Origin of the sequence: Microbacterium sp. Y-01 (genome assembly GCF_003856715.1) — a bacterium.
Classification (GTDB): Bacteria; Actinomycetota; Actinomycetes; order Actinomycetales; family Microbacteriaceae; genus Microbacterium; species Microbacterium algeriense.
Map to the genome: position 1 here is coordinate 2011878 of NZ_CP024170.1, position 25079 is coordinate 2036956.

The 25079-nt window shown below is 69.5% G+C and carries 23 protein-coding genes, 1 tRNA gene and 1 other RNA gene; 12 read left to right on the top strand and 13 right to left on the bottom strand.

Annotation, left to right across the window (positions count from 1 at the left end; all coding sequences use genetic code 11):
• Nucleotide 1: 1 nt before the first annotated feature.
• Entirely contained in the window at nt 2-226 is a 225-nt protein-coding gene (locus tag CSX12_RS09460; protein WP_017202233.1) for a hypothetical protein, read from the bottom strand.
• Between the two features lie 68 nt (nt 227-294).
• Here CSX12_RS09460 and ppgK point away from each other — a divergent pair, with 68 nt between their 5' ends.
• Nucleotides 295-1041 (top strand): polyphosphate--glucose phosphotransferase, encoded by a 747-nt coding sequence (ppgK, locus tag CSX12_RS09465; RefSeq protein WP_017202234.1) that lies wholly within the window; start codon nt 295-297, stop codon nt 1039-1041.
• Nucleotides 1042-1199: 158 nt separating this feature from the next.
• Here the strand turns inward: ppgK and CSX12_RS09470 are convergent, their stop codons facing one another.
• The 5 genes from CSX12_RS09470 to CSX12_RS09490 all read right to left on the bottom strand — a co-directional run bounded on the left by CSX12_RS09470 (nt 1200) and on the right by CSX12_RS09490 (nt 5146).
• Nucleotides 1200-1760, bottom strand: coding sequence for a hypothetical protein (locus CSX12_RS09470; RefSeq protein ID WP_124895614.1), 561 nt, complete (start codon nt 1758-1760; stop codon nt 1200-1202).
• Between the two features lie 84 nt (nt 1761-1844).
• An RNA gene (gene rnpB / locus CSX12_RS09475) (RNase P RNA component class A) lies at nt 1845-2201 on the bottom strand.
• A gap of 43 nt (nt 2202-2244) precedes the next feature.
• Complete coding sequence (locus tag CSX12_RS09480; protein WP_124895615.1) at nt 2245-3945, bottom strand: bifunctional 3'-5' exonuclease/DNA polymerase; 1701 nt, start codon at nt 3943-3945, stop codon at nt 2245-2247.
• Nucleotides 3946-3967: 22 nt separating this feature from the next.
• A complete protein-coding gene (locus tag CSX12_RS09485; RefSeq protein ID WP_124895616.1) occupies nt 3968-4702 on the bottom strand; it encodes a C4-type zinc ribbon domain-containing protein in 735 nt (244 codons plus the stop codon).
• 36 nt (nt 4703-4738) lie between these two features.
• Nucleotides 4739-5146 (bottom strand): YchJ family metal-binding protein, encoded by a 408-nt coding sequence (locus CSX12_RS09490; protein WP_241160425.1) that lies wholly within the window; start codon nt 5144-5146, stop codon nt 4739-4741.
• A 91-nt stretch (nt 5147-5237) separates the two neighbouring features.
• Here CSX12_RS09490 and CSX12_RS09495 point away from each other — a divergent pair, with 91 nt between their 5' ends.
• Nucleotides 5238-6077 carry an aldo/keto reductase gene (locus CSX12_RS09495; RefSeq protein ID WP_206427063.1) on the top strand — a complete coding sequence of 280 codons (840 nt, stop codon included), beginning with the start codon at nt 5238-5240 and terminating at the stop codon, nt 6075-6077.
• Between the two features lie 7 nt (nt 6078-6084).
• Here the strand turns inward: CSX12_RS09495 and CSX12_RS09500 are convergent, their stop codons facing one another.
• Nucleotides 6085-6921, bottom strand: a complete 837-nt coding sequence (locus CSX12_RS09500; RefSeq protein ID WP_124895619.1) for a helix-turn-helix transcriptional regulator — start codon at nt 6919-6921, stop codon at nt 6085-6087.
• Nucleotides 6922-7021: 100 nt separating this feature from the next.
• Here CSX12_RS09500 and CSX12_RS09505 point away from each other — a divergent pair, with 100 nt between their 5' ends.
• Nucleotides 7022-7786 carry an SDR family NAD(P)-dependent oxidoreductase gene (locus tag CSX12_RS09505; RefSeq protein WP_124895620.1) on the top strand — a complete coding sequence of 255 codons (765 nt, stop codon included), beginning with the start codon at nt 7022-7024 and terminating at the stop codon, nt 7784-7786.
• 32 nt (nt 7787-7818) lie between these two features.
• Here the strand turns inward: CSX12_RS09505 and CSX12_RS09510 are convergent, their stop codons facing one another.
• The 3 genes from CSX12_RS09510 to CSX12_RS09520 all read right to left on the bottom strand — a co-directional run bounded on the left by CSX12_RS09510 (nt 7819) and on the right by CSX12_RS09520 (nt 9876).
• The gene (locus tag CSX12_RS09510) at nt 7819-8772 is read right to left on the bottom strand and encodes an L-lactate dehydrogenase (RefSeq protein ID WP_017202243.1); all 954 of its coding nucleotides are present in this window, start codon (nt 8770-8772) and stop codon (nt 7819-7821) included.
• Nucleotides 8773-8825: 53 nt separating this feature from the next.
• Nucleotides 8826-9713, bottom strand: a complete 888-nt coding sequence (locus CSX12_RS09515; RefSeq protein ID WP_124895621.1) for a TIGR01777 family oxidoreductase — start codon at nt 9711-9713, stop codon at nt 8826-8828.
• Nucleotides 9714-9803: 90 nt separating this feature from the next.
• Nucleotides 9804-9876 (bottom strand) — tRNA-Val (locus tag CSX12_RS09520).
• A 153-nt stretch (nt 9877-10029) separates the two neighbouring features.
• Between CSX12_RS09520 and aceE the strand changes: the two genes are divergently transcribed.
• The 6 genes from aceE to CSX12_RS09550 all read left to right on the top strand — a co-directional run bounded on the left by aceE (nt 10030) and on the right by CSX12_RS09550 (nt 17647).
• Nucleotides 10030-12756 carry a pyruvate dehydrogenase (acetyl-transferring), homodimeric type gene (gene aceE / locus CSX12_RS09525; protein WP_124895622.1) on the top strand — a complete coding sequence of 909 codons (2727 nt, stop codon included), beginning with the start codon at nt 10030-10032 and terminating at the stop codon, nt 12754-12756.
• Nucleotides 12757-12784: 28 nt separating this feature from the next.
• Entirely contained in the window at nt 12785-13981 is a 1197-nt protein-coding gene (locus CSX12_RS09530; RefSeq protein ID WP_017202246.1) for a PucR family transcriptional regulator, read from the top strand.
• Between the two features lie 94 nt (nt 13982-14075).
• Nucleotides 14076-14996, top strand: a complete 921-nt coding sequence (locus CSX12_RS09535; protein ID WP_124895623.1) for an ACP S-malonyltransferase — start codon at nt 14076-14078, stop codon at nt 14994-14996.
• Nucleotides 14993-15994, top strand: a complete 1002-nt coding sequence (locus tag CSX12_RS09540) for a beta-ketoacyl-ACP synthase III (RefSeq protein ID WP_124895624.1) — start codon at nt 14993-14995, stop codon at nt 15992-15994. The genes CSX12_RS09535 and CSX12_RS09540 overlap by 4 nt, the downstream gene beginning before the upstream one ends.
• A 68-nt stretch (nt 15995-16062) precedes the next feature.
• Entirely contained in the window at nt 16063-16311 is a 249-nt protein-coding gene (locus tag CSX12_RS09545; protein WP_017202249.1) for an acyl carrier protein, read from the top strand.
• A 97-nt stretch (nt 16312-16408) separates the two neighbouring features.
• Complete coding sequence (locus CSX12_RS09550; RefSeq protein ID WP_124895625.1) at nt 16409-17647, top strand: beta-ketoacyl-[acyl-carrier-protein] synthase family protein; 1239 nt, start codon at nt 16409-16411, stop codon at nt 17645-17647.
• A 73-nt stretch (nt 17648-17720) separates the two neighbouring features.
• Here CSX12_RS09550 and CSX12_RS09555 read toward each other — a convergent pair whose 3' ends face one another.
• Entirely contained in the window at nt 17721-18383 is a 663-nt protein-coding gene (locus CSX12_RS09555; RefSeq protein WP_124895626.1) for a hypothetical protein, read from the bottom strand.
• A 94-nt stretch (nt 18384-18477) separates the two neighbouring features.
• Here CSX12_RS09555 and CSX12_RS09560 point away from each other — a divergent pair, with 94 nt between their 5' ends.
• Nucleotides 18478-19881, top strand: a complete 1404-nt coding sequence (locus tag CSX12_RS09560; RefSeq protein ID WP_124895627.1) for a PLP-dependent aminotransferase family protein — start codon at nt 18478-18480, stop codon at nt 19879-19881.
• Nucleotides 19882-20021: 140 nt separating this feature from the next.
• Here CSX12_RS09560 and CSX12_RS09565 read toward each other — a convergent pair whose 3' ends face one another.
• Together CSX12_RS09565 and CSX12_RS09570 are read right to left on the bottom strand one after the other, a co-directional pair.
• Nucleotides 20022-20525, bottom strand: a complete 504-nt coding sequence (locus CSX12_RS09565) for a DUF3145 domain-containing protein (protein ID WP_026049737.1) — start codon at nt 20523-20525, stop codon at nt 20022-20024.
• A 330-nt stretch (nt 20526-20855) separates the two neighbouring features.
• Complete coding sequence (locus CSX12_RS09570) at nt 20856-21629, bottom strand: hypothetical protein (protein ID WP_017202254.1); 774 nt, start codon at nt 21627-21629, stop codon at nt 20856-20858.
• Nucleotides 21630-21805: 176 nt separating this feature from the next.
• Here CSX12_RS09570 and CSX12_RS09575 point away from each other — a divergent pair, with 176 nt between their 5' ends.
• A complete protein-coding gene (locus CSX12_RS09575) occupies nt 21806-23809 on the top strand; it encodes a DUF262 domain-containing protein (protein ID WP_124895628.1) in 2004 nt (667 codons plus the stop codon).
• Nucleotides 23806-25062: an alpha/beta fold hydrolase gene (locus CSX12_RS09580; RefSeq protein ID WP_124895629.1), complete on the top strand. Its 1257-nt coding sequence runs from the start codon at nt 23806-23808 to the stop codon at nt 25060-25062. Before CSX12_RS09575 ends, CSX12_RS09580 begins: the two co-directional genes overlap by 4 nt.
• Nucleotides 25063-25079: the final 17 nt, after the last annotated feature.

Below are 25079 nucleotides of genomic sequence, written 5' to 3' on the forward strand. Positions count from 1 at the left end.
TCTACTCTGCGCCCCGGCCCTTTGCGTCGCCCGTGACGTCCCAGCCCTGCTCCGCGGCCTCTTCTTCGGCCCAGGCGCGCGAACGCTCCTTCACGACCTCGGGTGCGCGGCGGGCCTCGGCCTCCGTGTCGAAGGGACCGATGCGGTCGATCGAGGGCGAGATCATGCCGAACTCGACCTCGCCGGTTTCGGAGTTGTACCAGTACTTGTGGTCACCGTCAGACATGTCTGCCCCTTCGTCTCGTGATGTCATCGATCCTACTGGCGTCCACCGCGGTCGCTAAGCTATCGGCCATGGCAAAAGCGATCGGCGTCGACATCGGCGGCACGGGAATCAAAGCAGGAATCGTCGACCTCGAACACGGCACCATGGCCTCTGATCGGGTGCGCGTCCCGACGCCGGAGGGCGCCGCTCCCGAAGACGTGCTCGTCGCCGTGCAGACGGTGCTCAAGACCCTCGACGTGCACGAGTCGACCCTGCCGCTCGGCGTGGCGTTCCCCGCGATTGTGAAGCGCGGCAAGACGCTGTCGGCCGCGAACGTCTCGAAGGAATGGATCGACTTCGACGCGGAGCGCTTCTTCCGCGACGGTCTCGGGCGCAACATCGTGTTCGTGAACGACGCCGACGCCGCCGGCGTCGCCGAGGCCCGCCACGGTGCGGCCCGCGACGTGCTCGGCTTCACGCTGCTGACCACGCTCGGCACCGGTATCGGCTCCGCGTTCCTGTACGACGGCGTGCTGCTGCCGAACACCGAGCTGGGACACCTGAACTTCCGGGAGTACGAGTCCGTCGAGACCTACGCGGCGACCTCGGCGCGCGAGCGGGAAGGCCTCAGCTGGGCGGAGTGGGCCGAGCGCCTGCAGGCGTTCTACTCGCACATCGAGTTCCTGTTCAGCCCCGACCTCTTCGTGGTCGGCGGCGGCGTGTCCAAGAACGCCGGGGACTTCCTGCCGCTGCTCGACCTCAAGACCCCGATCGTCCCGGCGATCCACCGCAACAACTCGGGCATCATCGGCGCGGCCTCGCTCGCCGGGGACTGACCCTTCGACAGGCTCAGGGACCGCCCTTCGACAGGCTCAGGGACCGCCCTTCGACAGGCTCAGGGACCCAGACCGATGAGCTCAGGGACCCAGCGACGAGCTCAGGGATCCGGCCACGACACCGGGGGCTGACCCGCTGTGAACGCGTTCATCCTGCCTCAGCGCTGCGGGGGCAGGATGAACGAAGCCTCGTAGGAGCGCACCTCGCCGTTCACATCGCCGACGCTGGTGATGGTGTACGGGTTGAGATTCAAGGTGTCGCCCGCGTAGAGCGGGGTGAGGTACGCCTGGGAGGTCGGGTCGACGGAGTGGACACTGCCGCGACGCACGGCGTTCAAGGCATCCAGGGAGTACGGCCCCACGCAGAGCCGTTCGAGGATCGCCTCGTCGTGGTCACCGGGCGCGACCACGTATGACGCGAGGGTGCCGTCGGGCGCGTAGGCCACGGTCCCGTTCGCGCCCTCGCGCGGGCCGTAGTCATGCATCTCCGAGTACAGCTCCACGTTCAGCGGCTCTCCGGTGGAGATGGTGCCGTCTCCGCCGGGCCGCCTGCACACCGGCCCCGCTGCGGCCGTCGGCTCGCTGCTCGGCGTCGCCACGGGCCGCTCGGCAGCCGACGTCTCGGCCGACTCCGAGTCCAGAGCCGTGCACCCGGTGAGCGCGGCGGCGAGCAGAGCGGCGAAGAGTGTTGTGGTGACGACGACAAAGCGGTTCGGCATGAACGAACGCTAGCGGGGACCATCGCCGGACGCCAGAGACGGGCGAGGCGCTGACCAGGAAATACCTGATCAGCGCCTCTCATGCGAATGGGCCGACCTGTACGCCGGGTTCTGTTCCGGGGTTCTTCGCCCCTTCGACGGCCATCTCTCTCGGCGACACGTTGCCGTGGCACTCTAGCGGTCTACCCGAGGACTCGGCGGGCCGCGTCATCATCCTCTGTCTGACCTTGCTCCGGACGAGGTTTACCTGGCGGGCCATGTCACCATGGCCCCCGGTGGTCTCTTACACCACCCTTTCACCCTTACCCCTTGCGGGGCGGTCTACTCTCTGTGGCACTTTCTCGCGGATCACTCCGGGTGGGCGTTACCCACCGTCCTGCCCTGAGGAGCCCGGACGTTCCTCGGTGCGGTCTCCCGCCACGCGACCGTCCAGTCGACCCATTCGCACCCCCAGTCTACGTTCTCCGGCGGGCGCTTCCGGCGGCTACTTCGCCGCGGACTCCGCGATGCGCAGGTCGAGGGGCACGTCGATCGGAAACGACCCGAACAGCCGTGTCGTCGCCACCGCCGCTGCGTCGCGCACGGCCGCGGCAGCGGCTTCCGCGTGCTCCTGCGGAACGTGCAGGATCACCTCGTCATGCAGGAAGAACGCCAGATGCGGAACCCGAGCGAACGGGCCGGAGGCCTCGGCAGCGGTGAAGACCTCCGGGATCTGCTGCAGACGGTGGCGGATCTCGGCGAGCCAGATCAAGGACCATTCGGCAGCCGTCCCCTGCACGACGAAGTTGCGGGTGAACCGGCCCCAGTCGCGCGCTCGGCGCCGCGCGAGGGCGACGACGGCAGGGTCGGCGTCGGCGTCCGTGGCCTCCGACTGCAGACGTATCCACTCCGCCGACGGCCGCGGCGACGACCGGCCGAGCCACGTCGACACGATGCCGCCGTCCTCCCCCGTCCGGGCCGCGGCATCGACGAGGGCCATGGCTCGCGGGTACACCTGGCGCAGCCGCGGCACCAGACGGCCGCTGTCGCCGGTGGTGGCGCCGTACATCGCTCCGAGCACCGCGTACTTCGCCTCCTCGCGCGTCGTGACAGCCCCGGAGTCGACCACACCGGCATAGAGGTCGCTCCCCCGTGCCGCCCGGGCCATAGCCTCGTCGGAGGACATCGCGGCGAGCATCCGCGGCTCGAGCTGGGCGACATCCGCCACCACGAGTGTCCATCCCGGATCGGCGCGCACGGCAGGTCGCAGGCTTCGCGGCAGTTGCAGAGCGCCTCCTCCCGCGGACGCCCAGCGGCCGGTGACCACGCCGCCGGGGATGTACACGGGACGGAAGCGGCCGTCGCGCACCCATTCGGACAACCACGTCCAGCCGTTCGCGCTGAGCAGCCGAGAGAGCTTCTTGTACGCGAGGAGGGGCTCGATCACGGGGTGGTCGTGCTCCGAGAGCTCCCACCGGCTCGTCGACTCCGCGTTCACTCCCACCCGGTGCAGCGCGCGCAGCAGTTTCGGCTGGCTGTCGAGGTGGAGCGTCTGGTCGTCGAGGAGCGCCCGGACCCGATCCCCCAGCTCGACCATGTGACTCGGCAGTCCCCCGGCGACCGGCCTGGTCCCCAGCGTCGCCGTGAGGATCGCATCATGCACACCCTCATCCCAGGGCAGACCGGCGATACGCATCTCCTCGGCGATCAGTCCACCCGCCGACTCCGCCGCGCAGAGTAGCGTGAGCCGCCCGTCCGCAGAAGCCGACAGCACCCGGCGTTGCGCGCGATACTGCTCCAGGGCTCCGTCGACGGCGTCGTCGCCGCTCTCGTCGTCGAACACGTCGAACAGCGACGGTGCCGCCGTCGTCGGCTCCCGCCGTTCCCACGCCGCGGACGGCGCGAGCGGCGAGGCCACGGATGCGGTGTCCCGCAGGATCGCATGGCACAGCACGAGGTCGTGGCTGCGCCCCAGCCGAACGCCGTCTCGAAGCAGCGTGGCGTAGATCTCCCCCGCGCTGCGGATGATCCATCGCGGGCCATCGGCCGCCTCGACGGAGGAAACCCAGGCGGCGACCTGCTCCGCGGCGAGCGGAGTGCGTTCCACCTCGCGATCCTCGCCGTCGAGCTCCACCGCCGTGTACTCCCGCGGGCCCACTGCGATCAGGGCGATGCGTCGTTCCGAGCCCGGGGCGGGTGCCGTCATCGCCGGTGCACGTGGACGAGGCTCATGCGAGCCCGGATTCCTCCGTGCGCACGAGGATGCAGCCGCACTCGGGGCACGAGACCACGAGGTCTTCGGGTGCGCGGCGGATCTCGTTGAGGTCGGTGCTGGGAAGGAGGATGCGGCAGCCCTCACACGTGCCGCGGGTCAGAAGTGCTGCGCCGGCACTGTTCGCCGCGCGACGCGTGTACTCCGCCAGAAGCTCCGGGGACACGCCCTCGGCGACCGCTGCACGATCGCGGGCCAGCTGTGCTCCGAGGTCGGTGGCCGCGGCGACATCGGACTTGGCCTGCGCGGTGAGGGACGAACCCTCCGCTGTCGTGGCGTCGAGAAGCGCCTGCTGCGCCGCGACCGCGGCTTCGGCCTCCTCCAGACGACCCATGACGTCGAGCTCCGCGTCCTCGAGGTCGCTCTGTCGCCTGGCCAGACTCGCCAGCTCGTGCTCGAGCGCCTGCGCGTCCTTGGGATTCGTCGCCGTGGCGAGACGCTCGGCGTCGCGATTCCGGCGCTGCTCGACCACCGCGACGTCGGACTCCAGGCGCTTCAGCTCGGTGCGCACGTCGTCGCGGGTGCCGGTGAGCGTCGTCAGCTCGCGCAGCTGCTCCTGGCGGATGGCGACGAGCTCGGTGATCCGCCCCGCCTGGCTCGGCTTCGTGCGGGCACGCTCGGCCTGCGCGATGCGCCGATCGAGGTCGGCGATGTCGAGCAGGGTGCGCTGGTTCTCGGGGCTGGCGTTCACGCTCTCAAATCTAGCCGCTGCGACGACATCCGCCCATCAGCGGACCTCGCCGTCGACGTAGAACCAGGTCCGGTCCTCGCGGACGAAGCGGCTGCGCTCCCGCAGGGAGCCGCGTTCGCCGTGCTGTCGCCAGAACGCCTCGAACTCGACGATGCCGTCTCGATCGAAGGGGCCGCCGCCCGCCTTGTCGAGGATCACCAGCCGCCGCCACTCCAGGTGGGGCTCCAGTTCGAGGGTGTGCGGGCGCGTCGAAGGATGCCAGGTACGCAGCAGGTGCTCGGCGTCCTGGAGCACGAACGCCGTGTACCGGGAGCGCATCAGACGTTCGGCGGTCGGTGCAGGGGCGCCCGCGATCAGCGGAGCGCAGCAGGCGTCGAAGGTGTCACCCGAGTGACAGGGGCAGCGCGAGGCGGCGACGGTCATGGTCGCACGAGGAGAGGGCATGATCGCCAGCATCGCGCAATCCGCCGTCATCGTGCAATGCCGTGGCGGCGGTCACGGCCTACGCTGAAAGCACGCCGACGAAGGAGCCATGATGACCACTGTCCCCCTCTTCACCGCCCACAACGGTTTCGCTCTTCCGGCGATCGGCCTGGGCACGTATCGCCTCGACGGCGACGCGGGCGCCGACGCGGTCGCGGCCGGCATCGGAGCCGGGTACCGGCTCGTCGACACGGCGTTCAACTACGAGAACGAGGGCTCCGTCGGCCGCGGCGTCGCCGCCTCGGGCACACCACGCGGCGAGATCATCGTCACGACCAAGCTGCCGGGACGGCACCACCCCACGGCGAAGGCGCGCACCAGCATCGAGGAGAGCCGGTCGCGTCTCGGAGTCGACGCCACCGATCTGCACCTCATCCACTGGCCCAACCCCAGCCAGGATGAGTACGTGCAGGCGTGGGCGGCGCTCGTCGACGCGCAATCCCGCGGCGTCGTACGACAGATCGGGGTCTCGAACTTCCTGCCGGAGCATCTGGAGCGCATCGAACGCGAGACCGGAGTCCGTCCGGTGGTCAACCAGATCGAGGTGCACCCGTACTTCCCGCAGGAGGAGCAGCTCGCCTACCACCGCGAGCAGGGCATCCTCACCGAGGCGTGGAGCCCGATCGGACGCGGCGAAGACCTCCTCGAGGAAGCCGTCGTCGGCGAGGTCGCGGCGGCGCACGGCATCACGGCCGCGCAGGCGGTGCTCGCCTGGCACGTCGCCCGGGGCACCGTGGCCATCCCCAAGGCGTCGTCGCTGGAGCATCAGGCGGCGAATCTCGCCGCAGCCGAGATCGTGCTCGACGACGCCGAAGTCGCCGCGATCACCGCTCTCGGCCGGCCGGACGGGCGGCTGTTCGACGGCGACCCGCGGACGCACGAGGAGTCCTGACCGGGGATCAGACCGTCTGCGTGCCGAGCACCCGCAGGAACTCGAGCTTGCTCGCCGCCTCGCTGCCCGGCGCGGCGGTGAGCACGATCAGCGCCTGCGACTCGTCCTCCGTGAAGAGGGCCTGGCAGTCCACCTCGATCTCCCCCAGCTCCGGGTGCACCATCACCTTGTGCTGTTCGAACCGGCGACCGACCTCGTGCGCCTCCCACAGCCGCACGAACTCCGGACTGCGCGACGACAGTTCCGCCACGATCTCCCCCGCCCGCGACCGCCCTCCCATGACGCCGTACGCCGCGCGGAGCGCCCCCACCAGGGCACGCGACTGCCGGGCATGATCGACCGCGCGATACCGTTTCCGCTCCTGCTCGGGATCGGCGAACCAGCGGTAGATGCCGCTGCGCTGGAAACCCTCGAGGCCGCTCGCGTCGCCGATGAGCGCGCGGGATGCGTCGTTCTGCACCAGCACCTCGTCGAGCAGGGACACGACGAATGCGGGTGTGTCGTGCAGGCGATCGAGCACGCGCAGTATCCCCGGTCGCACGTATTCCGTGGCATGGGCACGGTCCGGGGCGCTGTACCCGCAGAGACGGAACAGGTAGTCGCGCTCGTCCTCGGTCAGGCGCAGCGCCCTCGCCAGCGCAGCGAGGATCTGCACGCTCGGCTGCGGGCCGCGACGCTGCTCGAGGCGCGTGTAGTAGTCCGTCGACATCGTGGCCAGCTGCGCGACCTCCTCCCGACGCAGACCTGCCGTCCTGCGGCGCGCTCCCGTGGAGAGACCGACGTCCGCCGGCGTCAGGGCCTCCCGTCTGCGCAGGAGGAACTCGGCCAATGCGTCACGATCCACCTCTGAAGTATCCCCCGCTCAGGACCGGTCATCCAGGGACCGGGGATCCCTGGATGACCCCTCCCTGGAGACCGCCGCACGCTCGGCCGACGCTGGAGACATGAACATCAGCGGAAACACCATCTTCATCCCCGGCGCGACCAGCGGCATCGGTCTCGCGCTCGCCCTGCGCCTGCACGATCGCGGCAACACCGTGATCGTCGGCGGTCGTCGGGAGGATCGCCTCGCGGCCATCGCCGCGGAGCACCCCGGCATCAGCACCGTCCGCATCGACACGGCGGACGCGGAGAGCATCGACACCGCCGCACGGACCGTGCTCTCCGCGCACCCCGACCTGAACGTGGTCATCGCGATGGCCGGCATCATGCGTGCCGAGGACTGGACCACGCGGGAGGGGTTCCTCGCGACGGCCGAGGAGACCGTCGTGACCAACATCCTCGGTCCGATCCGCCTCATCGGCGCTTTCATCGAGCACCTGCGGGCGCAGCCGGACGCCACGATCATGACCGTGTCGTCGGGGCTCGCGTTCGCTCCGTTGCGCGTCACACCGACGTACAACGCGAGCAAGGCGGCGATCCACATGCTGAGCGAGTCGCTGCGGCTCCAGTTCGCCGGAACGAGCGTCTCGGTGCTGGAGCTCGAGCCGCCCGCCGTGCGCACCGCGCTCATGCCGGGACACGAGGAGAACGAGTCCGCCATGCCGCTCGACGAGTTCGTCGACGAGGTCACCTCTCTGCTCGAGAACCAGCCGGACGCGACCGAGATCCAGGTCGAACGGGTGAAGTTCCTGCGGTACGGCGAGGCACGCGGTGACTACGACACCGTCGTCGCCACCCTGAATCGGACCGATCCGCACACGCGCTGAGGTCCGAGGGACGTCGGTGCCCCCGGCGTCCCTCAGGGGCGCAGCGAGGCGGCGGCCGCGGTGAGCGCGTCGGCCGACTGGCGCAGCAGCCCCAGCTCGTGCTCCGAGAAGGACGTGTTCCGGATGGGCACGGCGCCGGCAGCACTCACGATCGAAGGCACCGAGAGCGCGACGCCGTCGAGTCCGTGGAAGTCGCGCAGGACCGTGCTCACCGGCATCACGGCGTGCTCATCGCTCAGGATCGCCTCGACGATGCGCGCACTGGACAGCCCGATCGCGTAGTTCGTCGCCCCCTTGCCCTGGATGACCTTGTACGCGGCGTCGCGCACGTCGACCGCGATCTCCTCCAGCTCATCGAGCGTGAATCGCGGATGGTCGGCCGTCTCCCACTCGAGGATCGGGACCGTGCCGATCGTGGCGCGCGACCACAACGGGAACTCGGTGTCCCCGTGCTCGCCGATGATGTGCGCATGCACGCTCGCGGTCGACACGCCGGCACGCTGACCCAGCTTCCACCGGAGCCGTGAGGTGTCGAGCACGGTGCCGGAGGCGAAGATCCGCTCGGGCGGAAGACCGGTCTCCTCCTGAGCGATGACGGTGAGCACATCGCACGGGTTCGTGACGATGACGTACACGGCGTTCGGCGCGACCGCGAGCAGCTCCGGCATCATGCGACGGATGATCCCGGCGTTGACCTCTGCGAGTTCGATGCGTGTCTGACCGGGGTTCTGCTTGGCACCCGCGGTGATCACGACCACGTGCGAACCCGCGGCGACGGAGATGTCGCTGCCCCCGATGATGTCGCTGGAACCGGTGAACTGCGTGCCGTGGGCGAGGTCGAGCACCTCCGCCTCGACCTTCTCGGTCGCGATGTCGTAGAGGGCGACGTGCCGCGCGGACCCGCGGATGAGCGCGGCATAGGCGACGCTCGATCCCACACTTCCCGCACCGACGACCGTGAGCTTCGAGTTCTCGATGATCTCCATGCGCTCAGTCTCGCAGCGGCGCGGGCGATTCGGCAGGGGTCGGGACCGGAGATTCAGATCGCCGCGGCGACAGCCTCCGCCGCGGTGGCGTGTCGGAATCGGAAGCCCGAGCGCTCGAGGACCTCCGGGCGAACGTCCGCGTCGCCGAGGAGCAACGAGTCCGCCGCTTCGCCGAGGGCGAGACGGAGCGCCCATGCCGGTGCCGGCAGCCAGAACGGCCGGTGCATGCGTGCGGCGAGTGCTCGACCGATGTCGTTCGCCGTCGCAGGAACAGGACCGGTGAGGTTCACCGGACCCGCGATCCGCGCGTCGATGACGTGGCGGATCGCTCGGACCTCGTCGTCGAGCGAGATCCAGGGCCAGATCTGCGACCCGCCGCCGAGGGGACCCGAGACGCCGAAGCGCGTGAGCTGGATGAGCGGTTTCAGGACGCCTCGGCGGTGGATCACGGGCGCGGTGCGCAGCAGCGCCACCCTGGTCTGGTCCTCGGCTCGTCGCGCCTCGCCCTCCCAGCGCACGGCGAGGTCGGCGAGGAAAGTCGCTCCCGCGGCGGAGTCCTCAGTGAGCACCTCGCCCGGCGCAGAGCCGTAGTAGCCGACCGCGGATGCCGACACCAGGGTCGGAGCGTCGGAGCGCAGTGCGCGCAGCGCGGTGGTGAGAGTGCGCGTCGGCTGAATCCTCGAATCGATCAGCTCACGGCGGTAACGCCGGGTCCACGGCAGACGACCGACGCTCGCGCCCCCGAGGGCGACGACCGCATCCGCACCGGCGAGCACCTCCGGGTCGAGGGCGCTCTCCCCCGGCGCCCACTGCGTCTCGTCCTCTCTGCGCGGTTCTCGGCGGACGAGCGTCCCGACATCCACGCCATCGGCGCGCAGAGCCGCGGCCAGCGCGGAGCCGATCAGGCCGGAGGCCCCGCTGATGACGATCCGTCGCGCCATGGTGGCTCTCCGATGCTCGAGTCGAACGGTGCGGTCCACGCTACGCCCTGTGCGATGGATTTCGAGCCCGGAGCCAGGTGTTGTCAGGTGTGGGCCCTGCCGGGATCGAACCGACGACATCCACGGTGTAAACGTGGCGCTCTACCAGCTGAGCTAAAGGCCCTGGTGCGCTCAGTCTATCCGGCACCCGATGCGCACCCGTGTCGTGGAAGAGGGATAGGCTGAATCCGGCGCGCGTTGTGCACAGCTGACAAGGCTGCCCGTGTCGCTTCCCGTTTCCTTGGCATGACCTGCCAGCTTGACGAAAGGTTCCCCCGTGACCGTGCACGACCAGGATCCGTACTCCCAGGGCCCCCTCGACAGCGATCCGGAGGAGACCGGCGAGTGGCAGCAGTCCCTCGATGAGCTGGTCGATGCCAAGGGCCACGGCCGCGGCCGCGAGATCATGCTCAGCCTGCTCAAGCGCTCGAAGGAGCTGCACCTGGGCGTGCCGATGGTCCCGACGACGGACTACATCAACACCATCGCCCCGGAGAACGAGCCCGAGTTCCCCGGCGACGAGGAGGTCGAGCGCCGCTACCGCGCCTGGATCCGGTGGAACGCCGCGATCACGGTGCACCGTGCGCAGCGTCCCGGCATCGGCGTCGGCGGTCACATCTCGACCTACGCGTCCTCTGCCGCTCTGTACGAGGTGGGCTTCAACCACTTCTTCAAGGGCGCGGACCACCCCGGTGGCGCCGACCAGATCTTCATCCAGGGTCACGCCTCCCCCGGCACCTATGCCCGTTCCTTCCTCGAGGGACGCCTGACCGAGGACCAGCTCGACGGCTTCCGCCAGGAGAAGTCGCACGCGCCGAACGGCATCCCCTCCTACCCGCACCCGCGTCTGATGCCGGAGTACTGGCAGTTCCCGACCGTGTCGATGGGTCTCGGCCCGATCAACGCCATCTACCAGGCGATGTCGAACAAGTACCTCGAGAACCGCGGTATCAAGGACACGTCCCAGTCGCACGTCTGGGCCTTCCTCGGTGACGGCGAGATGGACGAGGTCGAGAGCCGCGGTCAGCTCCAGGTCGCCGCGAACGAGGGTCTCGACAACCTCACGTTCGTCGTCAACTGCAACCTGCAGCGCCTCGACGGCCCCGTGCGCGGCAACGGCAAGATCGTGCAGGAACTCGAGTCGTTCTTCCGCGGTGCCGGCTGGAACGTCATCAAGGTCGTCTGGGGCCGCGAGTGGGACGATCTGCTCGCCCGCGACACCGAGGGCGCGCTGCTCAACCTCATGAACGTCACGCCCGACGGCGACTACCAGACGTACAAGGCCGAGTCCGGCGCCTACATCCGCGAGCACTTCTTCGGACGTGACGAGCGCACCGCCGCCCTCGTCAAGGACTACTCCGACGACGACATCTGGAACCTCAAGCGCGGTGGCCACGACTACCGCAAGGTGTACGCCGCGTTCAAGGCCGCGACCGAGCACAAGGGCAAGCCCACCGTCATCCTCGCCAAGACCGTCAAGGGGTACGGCCTCGGTCCGCAGTTCGAGGGCCGCAACGCGACCCACCAGATGAAGAAGATGACGCTGGACAACCTCAAGACGTTCCGCGACGCGATGCACATCCCGATCACGGATGCGCAGCTCGAGGAGAACCCGTACCTGCCCCCGTACTACAACCCGGGACCCCAGGACGAGACGATCCAGTACATGCTCGAGCGTCGTCGGGCTCTCGGCGGCTTCCTCCCGGAGCGCAGGTCCACGCACGTCGGACTCTCGCTTCCGGACGACACCGCGTACGCCCTGCCCAAGAAGGGCTCCGGCACGCAGGAGATCGCCACGACCATGGCGTTCGTCCGCCTGCTCAAGGACCTGCTGCGCTCCAAGGAGTTCGGTCACCGCATCGTCCCGATCATCCCCGACGAGGCGCGCACGTTCGGCATGGACGCGTACTTCCCGACGGCGAAGATCTACAACCCGAACGGCCAGCACTACACCTCGGTCGACCGCGAGCTGCTCCTGGCCTACAAGGAGAGCCCGCAGGGCCAGATCGTGCACGTCGGCATCAACGAGGCCGGCGCCGTCGCGGCGTTCACCGCGGCGGGCACCTCGTACGCCACGCACGGTCAGCCGCTCATCCCGATCTACATCTTCTACTCGATGTTCGGCTTCCAGCGCACCGGCGACGCCCAGTGGGCGGCCGGCGACCAGATGGCCCGCGGTTTCATCATCGGCGCCACGGCCGGTCGCACCACTCTGACCGGCGAGGGCCTGCAGCACGCGGACGGACACTCGCACCTGCTCGCGGCGACCAACCCGGCGACGGTGTCGTACGACCCCGCCTACGGATACGAGATCGCGCACATCATGCGGTCCGGTCTGGAGCGCATGTACGGCGGCCAGCACGAGGACCCGAACGTGATGTACTACCTCACCGTGTACAACGAGCCTCTCGTGCAGCCGAAGGAGCCGGAGGACGTCGATGTGGACGGCATCGTCCGCGGCATCCACCGCGTCTCCGTCGGCGAAGGCGACGGCCCTCGCGCCCAGCTGTTCGCCTCGGGTGTCGGACTCCCCTGGGCCCTCGAGGCACAGGAGCTGCTCAAGAACGACTGGGGCGTCGTCGCCGACGTGTGGTCGGTCACCTCGTGGACCGAGCTGCGCCGCGACGGCCTCGCCGCCGATGAGCACAACTTCCTGCACCCCGACCAGGAGCCGCGCACGGCGTACCTGACGCAGAAGCTCCAGGGCGCCGAGGGTCCGGTCGTCGCGGTGAGCGACTTCATGCACGCCGTGCAGGACCAGATCCGCCCGTGGGTGCCCAACCGGTTCGCCACGCTCGGCGCCGACGGCTTCGGCTTCTCGGACACCCGTGCCGCGGCGCGTCGCTTCTTCAAGATCGACGGACCGTCGATCGTCGTCCGCACGCTGCAGTCGCTCGCCGAAGACGGCAAGGTCGACCGCTCCCTGGCTGCGCAGGCCATCGAGAAGTACCGCCTGCACGACGTAACCGCCGGGACCAGCGGCAACGCGGGCGGCGAAAGCTGAGCCCTCGGTGACAGGATCCCCTTCCGGCATGGACAAGGCCGCGACGCTCACCTGGCTGCGCCGGATCTCCGGTGACATCGCCTCGGTGACGATCAAGCGCCTGGAGGACACCCTCCCGTGGTACGCCGACATGCCACCAGCCCGCCGTTCCGCGGTCGGGCTGGTGGCCCAGGCGGGAATCACGTCGTTCATCCAGTGGTACGAGGATCCGACCTCCACACCGTGGATCGCGGCGGACATCTTCGCCGCGGCACCCCGAGAGCTGCTGCGCAGCGTCAGCCTTCAGCAGACGCTCCAGCTGATCCGCGTGACCGTGGAGGTCACGGAGGAGCGCGTCGCGGGACGAGGAGACGACCTCCGCGAGGCCATCCTGCTCTATTCGCGCGACGTCGCCTTCGCGGCCGCCGACGTGTACGCCAGGGCCGCCGAGGCCCGCGGACTCTGGGATGCGCGACTGGAAGCACTCGTCGTCGACTCGATCCTCACAGGCGAGGCGGACGAGGAGCTCCCGAGCCGGATCGCTGCGCTCGGCTGGCACGGTCATGGCGAGGTCGCCGTGCTCGTCGGCACGACTCCCCCGCAGTTCGACGTCGATCTGGTGCGCCGCACGGCGCGCAAGCTCGCCGTCGACGTGCTCATCGGCGTGCAAGGCTCGCGACTCGTCCTGGTGCTCGGCCGCGCGCGTGTCGAAGGTCAGGAGGGCGAGGAGGAGGAGCTCGGCTTCCTGGAGATCGCGACCCGCCTCGAACCGTCGTTCGGCCCCGGGTACGTGGTGCTCGGCCCCGAGGTCGCGGCACTCGTGGATGCGAGCCAGAGCGCGCGCGCGGCACTCGCGGGATTCGCGGTCGCCCGCGCGTGGCGCGGTGCGCCCCGTCCGGTGGAAGCCGACGACCTGCTCCCCGAGCGCGCCCTCGCCGGGGACCCTCTGGCGAAGCAGACGTTGATCGAGCGCATCTTCCGACCGCTCCAGGCGCACTCGACGGATCTCGTGACCACGCTCTGGAGCTATCTGGACAACGGGCGCTCGCTGGAGGCGACGGCCCGCGAGCTGTTCGTGCACCCGAACACCGTGCGCTACCGCCTCAAGCGCGTGAGTGAGGTCATCGGCTGGGATGCCACCGGGCCTCGCGAAGCGCTCATCCTGCAGACGGCGCTGATCCTGGGTTCCATCGGCGCGGCGGATCAGGGGCGTCGGCGCACCCCGCTGCGACGCCCTCCGCGCTGACACCGGGCGGATCTGTACGCCACACACAAGGGTTTTTCGGAATCTTGTGATGGATCATCCACCGCTCGGCCACAATCGTTGGCAGACTGGGTGGGTGATTGTCGTCGTATGCCCTGGACAGGGCTCGCAGACCCCTGGATTCCTCGCCCCCTGGCTCGAACTCGACGGAGTGACCGAGCGCCTCGCCGCGTACTCCGACGCCGCCGAGGTCGATCTGCGTGAACACGGCACCGTGTCGGACGCCGACACGATCCGCGATACGCGCATCGCGCAGCCGCTCATCGTGGCCGCTTCGCTGATCGCCGGAGACGCCCTGGTGCAGAGGGCGGGCCGTCGCGCCGACGGCATCGCCGGGCACTCGGTGGGCGAGATCGCCGCCCTCGTCGGCAGCGACGTCATCGACGCCGAGACCGGCATGCGCCTGGTCGGCATCCGCGGCCGCGCGATGGCCGACGCCGCCGCGCAGACCCCCACGGGCATGAGCGCGGTCCTCGGCGGCGACGAGGAGGCCCTCCTCGCCCGCCTCGCCGAACTCGACCTCTCGCCGGCCAACTACAACGGCGGCGGACAGATCGTCGTCGCCGGCGCCCTTCCCGCTCTGGCAGCTCTCGCCGAGGAGCCCCTCAAGGGCACCCGTGTCGTGCCTCTGCAGGTCGCCGGCGCCTTCCACACGCGCTACATGACCTCCGCCGTCGCCGCACTACGCGACGCGGTCTCCGACGTCGCACCGAAGGATCCGGACATCACCCTCTGGTCGAACCGCGACGGATCCGCGGTCGCGGACGGCGCGCAGGCGCTCGAGTATCTCGTGGACCAGGTCTCGTCGCCCGTGCGCTGGGACCTGTGCATGCAGTCCTTCGCCGAGGCGGGCGTCACCGGAGTGATCGAGCTCGCGCCGGCCGGAGCGCTGGTCGGGCTCGCCAAGCGCGGACTCCGCGGCGTGCCGACCGTCGCCGTGAAGACCCCCGAAGACCTCGATGCGGCCGTCGCGCTGCTGAACGGAGAAGCCGCATGAGCGCCACGCTCGCCCAGGCCACCGGCCCTGCCTACACGCGCATCTACTCCTACGGCGCGGCCCGCGGAGAGAACGCGGTGCCGAACGACGACCTGATCGGACCGATCGACTCCAGCGACGAGTGGATCCGGCAGCGCACCGGAATCATCACGCGCGTCCGCGCCGACAAGGACACGGACGCGATCGACCTCGCGACGACCGCGGCGGCGGAGGCGATCGAGAAGGCAGGGGTGCCCGCCGACCAGGTCGACCTGGTGATCGTGGCCACGGTCAGCAATCCGAAGCAGACTCCCTCGGTCTCGGCCATCGTCGCCGACCGCGTCGGAGCCAACCCTGCCGCCGCCTACGACATCAACGCGGCCTGCGCCGGATACGCCTACGCCATCGCCCAGGCCGACGCGCTGATCAAGGCGGGTACGGCGCGCTACGCGCTCGTGATCGGCACCGAGAAGCTCTCCGACATCGTCGACCCGGCCGATCGCAGCATCTCGTTCCTCCTCGGGGACGGTGCCGGCGCCGCGCTGATCGGTCCCAGCGACACCCCCGGCATCTCGCCCGCCGTCTGGGGTTCGGACGGTTCCAAGGCGGACGCGGTGGGCATGAACGCCACTCTCACCGAGTTCCGCGACGGCGAGGTGCCCTGGCCCACTCTGCGGCAGGAGGGGCCGACGGTCTTCCGCTGGGCAGTGTGGGAGATGGCGAAGGTCGCGCGCGAAGCGCTGGACAGGGCAGGCGTCGAGCCGTCCGACATCGCCGCGTTCATCCCGCACCAGGCCAACATGCGCATCATCGACGAGTTCGCCAAGCAGCTCAAGCTGCCGGAGACCACCGTGATCGCCCGCGACATCGAGACGACCGGCAACACGTCCGCCGCGTCGATCCCGCTGGCCAGCCACCGGCTGATGGCCGAGCACCCGGAGCTCTCCGGTGGCCTCGCGCTCCAGATCGGCTTCGGCGCCGGTCTCGTCTTCGCCGCCCAGGTCGTCGTCCTTCCCTGAGAATGCGCTGACCTTCCCTAGACTGTTCCACGGTTCCGAAAACAACCCGCAAGAAAGAGGAAGACCACATGGCTTTCACCAACGATGAGGTCCTCGCCGGCCTCGCAGAGCTGATCACCGACGAGACCGGCATCAACGCCTCGGAGGTCGCCCTGGAGAAGTCGTTCACCGACGACCTCGACATCGACTCCATCTCGATGATGACGATCGTCGTCAACGCCGAGGAGAAGTTCGGCGTCACCATCCCCGACGACGAGGTCAAGAACCTCAAGACCGTCGGCGACGCCGTTAACTTCATCGTCGCGGGCCAGGAGTAATCCCGGCAGGATGCCACCCCCGCCCCGGCGGGGTGTGGCATCCTCCGTCCTGCCCTCCTCCCCCCGTTCGACTTCGTTTCGACAAGGAACCACCCCCATGACCAAGCGCATCGTCGTCACCGGCATCGGCGCCACCTCCGCCATCGGCGGGACCGCACCCGAGAACTGGACGAACCTGCTGGCCGGCGTGTCCGGTACCCGCACCCTCGAGCACGACTGGGTGGAGCAGTTCGAGCTCCCCGTCACGTTCGCGGCCGAGGCGGTCGTCCGCCCGGAAAAGGTCCTCCCGCGCCACGAGGCGAAGCGTCTCGACCCGTCCTCGCAGTTCGCGCTGATCGCTGCACGCGAGGCATGGGCGGATGCCGGCTCCCCCGAGGTCGCGCCCGAGCGTCTCGGTGTCGACTTCGCGACGGGCATCGGCGGCCTGTGGACACTCCTCGACGCCTGGGACACCCTGCGCGAGAAGGGACCGCGCCGCGTCATGCCGCTCACGGTCCCGATGCTCATGCCGAACGCGGCGGCCGGGAACCTGTCGCTGCAGTTCGAGGCGCGCGCCTACGCGCAGACCGTCGTCAGCGCCTGCGCGTCCAGCACGGAATCCATCATCCACGCCTTCCACCACCTCCAGGAGGGCCTCGCAGACGTCGTGATCGCCGGCGGCACCGAGTCCGCGATCCACCCGATCACGATGGCCTCGTTCGCTTCCGCGCAGGCGCTGTCGCGCCGCAACGACGACCCGGCGCACGCCTCGCGTCCCGGCGCGATCGACCGCGACGGCTTCGTCATGGGCGAGGGCGCCGCCGCGCTCATCCTCGAGACCGAGGAGCACGCGCAGGCACGCGGCGCCAAGATCTACGGCTACGTGCTGGGAGGCGGCGTCACCGCCGACGCCTACCACATCACGGGCAACGATCCCGAGGGCAAGGGGGCGGCACGAGCCGTGACGCAGGCGCTCGCGGAGGCGGGCATCACCGCCGACCAGGTCACGCACATCAACGCGCACGCGACGTCGACCCCGGTCGGCGACCCCAACGAGTACGTCGCGTTGAAGAAGGTCTTCGGAGACCGCATCGACGAGATCCCGGTGTCCGCCACGAAGGCGTCCACCGGACACCTCCTCGGTGGCACGGGAGCGCTGGAGGCGATCTTCTCGCTCCTCGCACTGCGCGACCGCGTGGCGCCGCCGACCATCAACATGACCGAGCCCGACCCCGCTGTCCCGTTCCGTCTGTCCGGAGAGCCGACGCCGCTGGGTGACGGTCCGCAGTACGCGATCAGCAACTCCTTCGGCTTCGGCGGCCACAACGCCGTGCTGGTCGTCGCCGGCACCGACTGACCTCGGCCCGATCACGCAGAGAGGCCCTCGGACGATCCGAGGGCCTCTCTGCGTGCGAGGAGGGCGTCGTGCGCTAGGAGCGCGTGACGGCGAGTCGGCGTGAGCGCGCCGCGCGTCTGCGCGTGATGCGCGGCAGGAACCACCCGATGAGCGGGCCGATGCCGAAGGCGAACAGCACGGTGCCCACGCCGACCGGGCCGCCGAGCAGGAAGCCGATCAGCAGGACTCCGCCTTCGATCAGAGTGCGCACGAGCCACACGGGCCATCCTGTCCGGCCGACGAGTCCGGTCATCAGCCCATCACGCGGACCCGGGCCGAAGTCGGCGGCGATGTACAGGCCGGTCGCGAAGGCGAGCAGCAGCATGCCGAACACGAACATCGGAGCGCCGATCCAGACGGAGTCCGGCTGCGGGATCACGGCGAGAGCGAGATCGGCGCTGGGGCCGACGAGCAGAGCGTTCAGGACGGTTCCCAGTCCGAGACGCTGACGCAGCGGGATCCACAGCACGAGGACGACGATCGAGATCAGGACGGTCATGATGCCGTAGCCGATACCCGTCTGTCCCGCCAGGCCGAGCGCCAGCACGTCCCAGGGCGAGACGCCGATGCTGCCGCGCACCATGAAGCCGAGGGCGACGCCGTAGAGGAACAGGCCGACGAGAAGCTGGACGAGGCGTTCGACGAGGTCCCGCCGACTCGTGGCGGCGACGGGGAGGAGCACGGCACGGAGGAGCATGATCCCACTCTGACGCGTGGACGTATCGGGACAGGGAGGCCAGTGCCGGAAAGTGGCCTGCATTTCTCAGGCCACTTTGCGGCATGCTGGGGGAATGGGATCACGACTCGTCGAACAGCTCGGAGCGCACCATGTCGCCGGCGCGACAGCGACCGCCCTGGCTGACCAGATCCGCGCGCTGATCCTCGACGGGCGGCTCACGGTCGGCGAGCGTCTGCCCAGCGAACGATCGCTCGCGCTCGAACTGCGACGATCGCGCTCGACCATCACGCGCGCCTATGGGCTGCTGGAGGCCGACGGGTACGTCTCGCGCGTGCACGGCGGAAGCACCCGCGTCACGCTGCCCCACGCTCACGCAGCTCCGGGGACCGACGCCGAGGACGGTGCGATCGACCTCTCCATCGCGTCGATGGACTCGACCCCCGGCCTCTACGACGCCACGGTGCGCTCGCTCCCCCGCCTCGCGGCGCTCCGCGGAACGAGCGGCTACTCGCTGCGAGGGCTCCCCGAACTGCGCGACGCCGTCGCACAGCGCTTCACCGAGCGCGGCGCGCCGACCTCCGCTGACGAGATCATCATCACCTCGGGCGCACTCAACGCCGTGAACCTGATCCTCGCGGCGATCGGACGCCGCGGAGAGCGCGCCCTGGTCGAACAGCCGACGTTCCCGCATGCGCTCGAAGCCCTGCACCGCCACGGCTACCGTCCGGTGCCCACGCCGGTCGATGTCGACGGCTGGGACACGCGGCACCTGACCGAGACGCTGCTCAGCACACGGCCGCACATGGCCTATCTCATCCCCGACTTCCACAACCCGACCGGAGCCACCCTCGGCGACGAGGACCGGGCACGCGTCACGGCGACGGCCCGCAACGTGGGCACCCACCTCATCGTCGACGAGACGACGACGGAGCTCGACATCGACCGCGGGTGGGCGCCCGCCCCCATGGCGGCGAGCGGACCGAACGTCATCACGGTCGGATCGATGTCGAAGATCGCGTGGGGCGGCATGCGCATCGGCTGGATCCGCGCAGAGCGGCCCCTCATCGCGCGACTGCTTGCCGTGCGCCCGTCGTTCGAGCTCGGCACCGCGCTTCTCGAGCAGTGCATCGCCGTCGAGCTGCTGTCGGACATGTCCGCTCTGACCGCGCACGTCCGCGACCGCCTCAGGGAGGGGCGGGCAGCCGTCGAAGCCGGGGTGACCGCGATTCCCGGCTTCGTGGTCCCGCGGACGCCGGGGGGCCTCTCGGCCTGGGTCGACATCGGGTCGCCGTCCTCCACGGCGCTGTCGCTCGCCGCCCGCGAGCGAGGCCTGATCCTGCCGCCCGGCCCGCGTTTCACGACCGGGGGCGTGCTCGAACGTCGACTGCGCATCCCCATCACGCTGCCGCCGGAACGGACCGCTGAGGCGATGGGGCGCCTGTCACAGGCCTGGCAGGACGTCCGCGGCGGGACCGCCTCCCCAGCGGAGGAGCTGCGCCACGCCGCGGTGATCTGAGGCGGCAACGACGAGGACCCCGCCTCGTGCCCGGGCGGGGTCCTCGTCGTGCGGAGCGGGGGGACGTCTTCTCAGCGTCCGGGATGAGTCACCGGCATCCGATACTCACGCCTCCCCCGCTCCCGGTCCGTGTGGTCGGGTCAACCGACCTTGTGCAGCCACACGACGCGCGCATCGTCGCTGGCGTGGCGGAAGGGCTCGAGTTCCTCGTCCCAGGCCGAACCCAGGGCGATGTCGAGTTCGCGCTGCAGCTCGACGGCGCTGCCTGCCGCGATCTCCATCGCGTAGCGGATGCGGTCCTCGCCGATGACGATGTTCCCGGCCGCATCGGTCTGGGCGTAGTGGATGCCGAGGTCGGGCGTATGCAGCCACCGTCCGCCGTCGCTGCGGGGCGTCGGATCCTCGGTGACCTCGAAACGGAGGTGCTCCCAGCCGCGGATCGCCGTCGCGAGAGCGGCACCCGTGCCGACGGGGCCGTCCCAGTAGAACTCCGCGCGTCGCGAGCCCTCGAGCACCGGTTGCTCGGTCCAGTCGAAGTTCACCGCACGCCCGATAGCGCGACCCACCGCCCATTCCAGGTGCGGGCAGAGCGCGCGTGGCGCAGAGTGGATGAACACCACTCCGCGCGCGTAAGCCGTCGCCATGATCTCTCCGTTTCATCAGGTGCGTCTTCCCCTACGACCTGAACCACGAAGTGGCGAGAATATGCGGTTGTGCCCTCATTCTCGCGGAGTTCTCCGCAAATCACAAGCATGTGATTCGACGACGAAGGCCCCGGTCACCGGACCGGGGCCTTCGTTCGCTTCGACGAGCTCAGCGACCCATCGTGAGGACGCTCAGCGACCCATCGTGAGGACGCTCAGCGACCCATCGTGAGGACGCTCAGCGACCCATCGTGAGGACGCTCGGCGACCCATCGTGAGGACGCTCAGCGACCCATCGTGAGGACGCTCAGCGACCCATCGTGAGGAGGGTCAGGCCTCGCTCATGGCCTGCTTGACCTGCTGGCCCTTGGCGGCGTAGTAGGCCGCGCGCGCGGCATCCTTGCGCGCCTGCTCGGCGTAGCCGAACTCCAGCGTCTCCTGGTCGACCTCGTAGTTGGGCACGTCGTCGGTGCCGTGGTACTTCTCGATGTACGCGTCGAGCTCGGGACCCGAGGTCCACGACGTGATGAGGCAGTAGCGCGGCTCCGTGCCGTTGTGCGTGGCCGCGTGCCACAGACGCTGGGTGTCGACGATCAGCTGAGCGCCGGCCGGAAGGGCGATGCGGTACTCGATGCTCGGGTCGGTGCGGTTCTCCCGCAGGACGAAGTAGCTGTCCTTGTCGTCGGTCAGGTTGAAGAAGCCGCGGACGACCCAGCCCGTGCCGTCGGGGTTCAGACGGTTGTTGTCGTCCTGGTGAAGGTTGTAGAGGCAGTCGCCGTAAGGGGTCGGCTGCAGCTCGATGACGCGGCAGCGGCCGACGTTGGCGCCGGGCTCCTGCGCGCGGCGCGTCAGGTTCGGGGCCTTCGCGACCTGCGAGTCGATCCAGACGCCGTCCTTGTCGGTGCGCGGCGGCTTGTGGTTCCAGAAACCGTTGCACTCGATCTCGCCGAAGGCGCTGGCGAGGGGCGCGAAGCGGGTGTCGCCGGACGACTTCCAGTCGTTGTACTCGAGGTCGAGCCACTCCTTGGGGTCGAGTTCCTGGTTGTAGCTGTCGAGGACGACGAAGCCCTTTTCCTCGAGCGCAGCAGACTTGATGTAACCCATGATCGAGTCATGTTCCTTTCATCGGGGGCCAGCACGTTTTAACAGGCCCTGATAAGGCAAGCCTAACAGCGGCACCCGTGCGCCCCTCGGAGGTGCGCCGTGGATAACGGAATAGACTGATCGGGGCGCCCGGCCGGTCCTCGGCGTCCGTCGCCACGAGAGGACGAGACACCAGTATGAGCACCGCGACCAACGTCGAGGCGACAGCAGTCAACACGATCGAGTGGCTCGCGGCAGGCACGACGGGCATCGTGGTCCCCGTCTATCAGCGGCAGTACCGGTGGGACATCGGCGGCTGCGAACGGCTGCTCTCCGACATCCGCGCCGTCTCCGCGGAGGACGCCGACCACCGCCACTTCATCGGCTCGATCCTCTCGGCGCAGGACGGCTCCTCCGCAGACAGCGACCTCATCCTCATCGACGGCCAGCAGCGCATCACGACCCTGATGCTGCTGGTCGCTGCGCTGCACCACGCCGTACGCGAGAGCGACCCCGGTCTGGCCGCGGAGCTGTCGCGTGTGCTCGTGCGCCCGGACGGGACCGGCCGGACCAAGCTGCGCCCGCACGACGCGTGGGCCGAGCTCTACGAGTCCGTGGTGCTGGACCGCAGGGACGACACGGAGCGCGAGTCCCGCTTCGACGACAACTACGCGTTCTTCCGCAGCCAGATCCACGTCGAGGAGGCGCCGCGCATCTGGCAGGGGCTGCAGAAGCTGGAGCACGTGTCGATCACGCTCGGCACCAGGGCGAACGCGCAGCAGATCTTCGAGAGTCTGAACTCCACCGGCGAGCCGCTGCGCGATCACGAGCTCATCCACAACTACATCCTGATGGGACTGAGTCACGCCGAGCAGCGCGACGTCGAGGAGCGGTTCTGGCTTCCGATCGAGCGCCACACCGGCGAGGCGATCGGCGCGTTCTGGCGCCACTATCTCGTCATGGTCACCGGGCGGGAGCTCGCGGCGAACGGCGAGCACGGCGTGTACAGCGCGTTCCGGCAGTCGTTCCCGCGCGTCGACGTCACCCATCTGCAGTCCGACGCGGAGACCTGGCGGCACTTCGCCGAGATCTACGGCATCCTCCTGGAGCCCTCGCTCGAACCGGACGAGGAGATCGCCCGCCACCTGCGGTACGTCGGCACGTTCGGACGTTCATCCGCCCCGCTCGTGATGAGCGCCTACAGCGACCACGCCCGCGGCGTCATCGACCGGGCCGAGCTGATCCAGACCCTCGAGTGGCTCCAGGCGCTGTACCTGCGCCGCGCCCTGGTGAACCTGCCAGCCGAGCGACTCATCGCCCGCCTCTGCCGAGCCCGCGAAGAGGGCAGGGAGTCCCTGGCCCGGGCGTTCGCGCGCATCACCCCCTCCGACGAGCGGGTCAGCGCCGTGCTCAAGTACAGCGAACTCCCCTATCCCGCGTATGTGCTCGGACGCCTCGAGGGGGTCGCCGATGCCGATGACTACGACGTCGAGCACATCGTGCCCGCTGTGCCGGGCGATGCCTGGTCGGGAGACGGCGTCCGCCCGTGGAGCGAATACTCCGAGGACGAGCAGAACAGCCACCGTGCGCTGGCTCCGACCCTCGGGAACCTCACCCTGCTCGAGCAGGGGCTGACCGAGCGGGTGTTCGGCGCCTCGTTCCCGGTCAAGCGCGACGAGGCCTACGCCCGCAGCGCCGTCGCCGCGACCAGGGAGCTCGCGGACGCGGGGTCCTGGGGAACGGCAGCCATCACACAGCGGACCGTCGCGCTCACGGCCGATCTCGTGCGGATCTGGGCCCGCCCTGCGCTGCCGGAGATCGACGACGACGGACTGACACCCATCCTCGACGCCGTGCGCCGCCGCGGGTGGCCCGCCGGCTGGGAGCGCGAGTTCGACTACGTCGAGTACCGCGGTGAGCGCTGGGAGGTGTACGACGTCAAGCACCTCTTCAACCGGGTGTTCCGTCGCGCCTGGACGGACACCACGGCCGCGGCGCTCGCATACTGCGCGGCCCACGGCGGTCCCATCTACGATGAGAGGGCCTGGAAGGGCCAGTGGGATGAGCTCGACGACACGCACTTCCTCTACATGGGCTGGGACTCCAATTACATGATGACCGCGGTTCAGGGCGTGCTCGAGGAGTCGGGCATCGCCTCGGAGGTCTTCGTGAAGTACTCCTACATCGGAAACGTGATGTGACCATGGCCACCGTCATCCGCCGCCAGCTGCTGGATCTCTCCGTCGAGGAGCACACCCTGACCGTCCCGCTCGTCTGGGACGATCCCGCGGACGCGCGCACGATCGACGTGTTCGCCGCCGTCGTCTCCCGCGAGGGCGGGGAGTCGCTGCCCTACCTGGTGTTCCTCCAGGGCGGCCCTGGACACGAAGCTCCCCGACCGTTCCACTCCCCGACCGCCCCGGCGTGGCTCGACCAGGCACTCGCCCACTACCGCGTCGTGCTTCTCGATCAGCGAGGGACAGGACGATCCACCCCCGTGGGGGACGACGACCTGACGCGCGGAGCCGATGCCGTCGCCGAGCATCTCACCCACCTCCGCGCCGACGCGATCGTGCGGGACTGCGAGGCACTGCGGGCGCATCTCGGCGCCGACCGCTGGAGCGTGCTCGGCCAGTCCTTCGGCGGGTTCACGACCCTGGCGTACCTCTCCACGCACGCATCCTCCCTGCAGGACGTCTTCGTCACCGGCGGCCTCAGCGCCATCGGCCGACGCCCCGACGACGTCTACGCGCTCTGCTACGACAAGATGCGCACGGCGAGCGAACGGTACTACCGACGTTTCCCCGAGCATCGCGAGGCCATGCGCCGGCTCGTCGACCTCGCCGACGACGGGAAGATCGTGCTGCCGGACGGCGAGGTGGTCTCCCGGTCGCGCCTGCGCTCGGTCGGCTCCGCGCTCGGCACGGATGACGGCTGGCAGACGGTGTGGTCCCTGCTCGAGCGCGACCCCTCGTCGAACGCGTTCCGCTACGATCTCCTGCACGCGATGCCCTTCGACGGTCGCAATCCGCTCTACTTCGCGTTCCACGAGTCCAGCTACGCGGACGGGCACGCCACCCGGTGGTCGGCGGAGCGCACCGAGCCGGACGACTTCCGCGACGATCCGACGCTCTTCACGGGCGAGCACATCCGGCGGGAGTGGACCGAGACCGTCCCGGCCTTCCGCCCCTGGCGCGAGGTGACCCTCGCACTGGCGGAGTTCGCATGGCCGCGGATCTACGACGCGGACGCGATCGCCGCGTCGGATGCGACCGGAGCGGCCGCGGTCTACGTCGACGACGTCTACGTTCCCGTCGACTTCTCGCTCGAGACCGCCCGGCTGCTGCCGGGGGTGAAGCTGTGGGTGACGAGCGAGCACGAGCACAACGGCCTGCGCACCGGTCCTGTCCTGTCTCGGCTCATCGACCTCGCACACGGGCGTCGCGTCCGCTGAGGGTCCTCCTCGAGGAG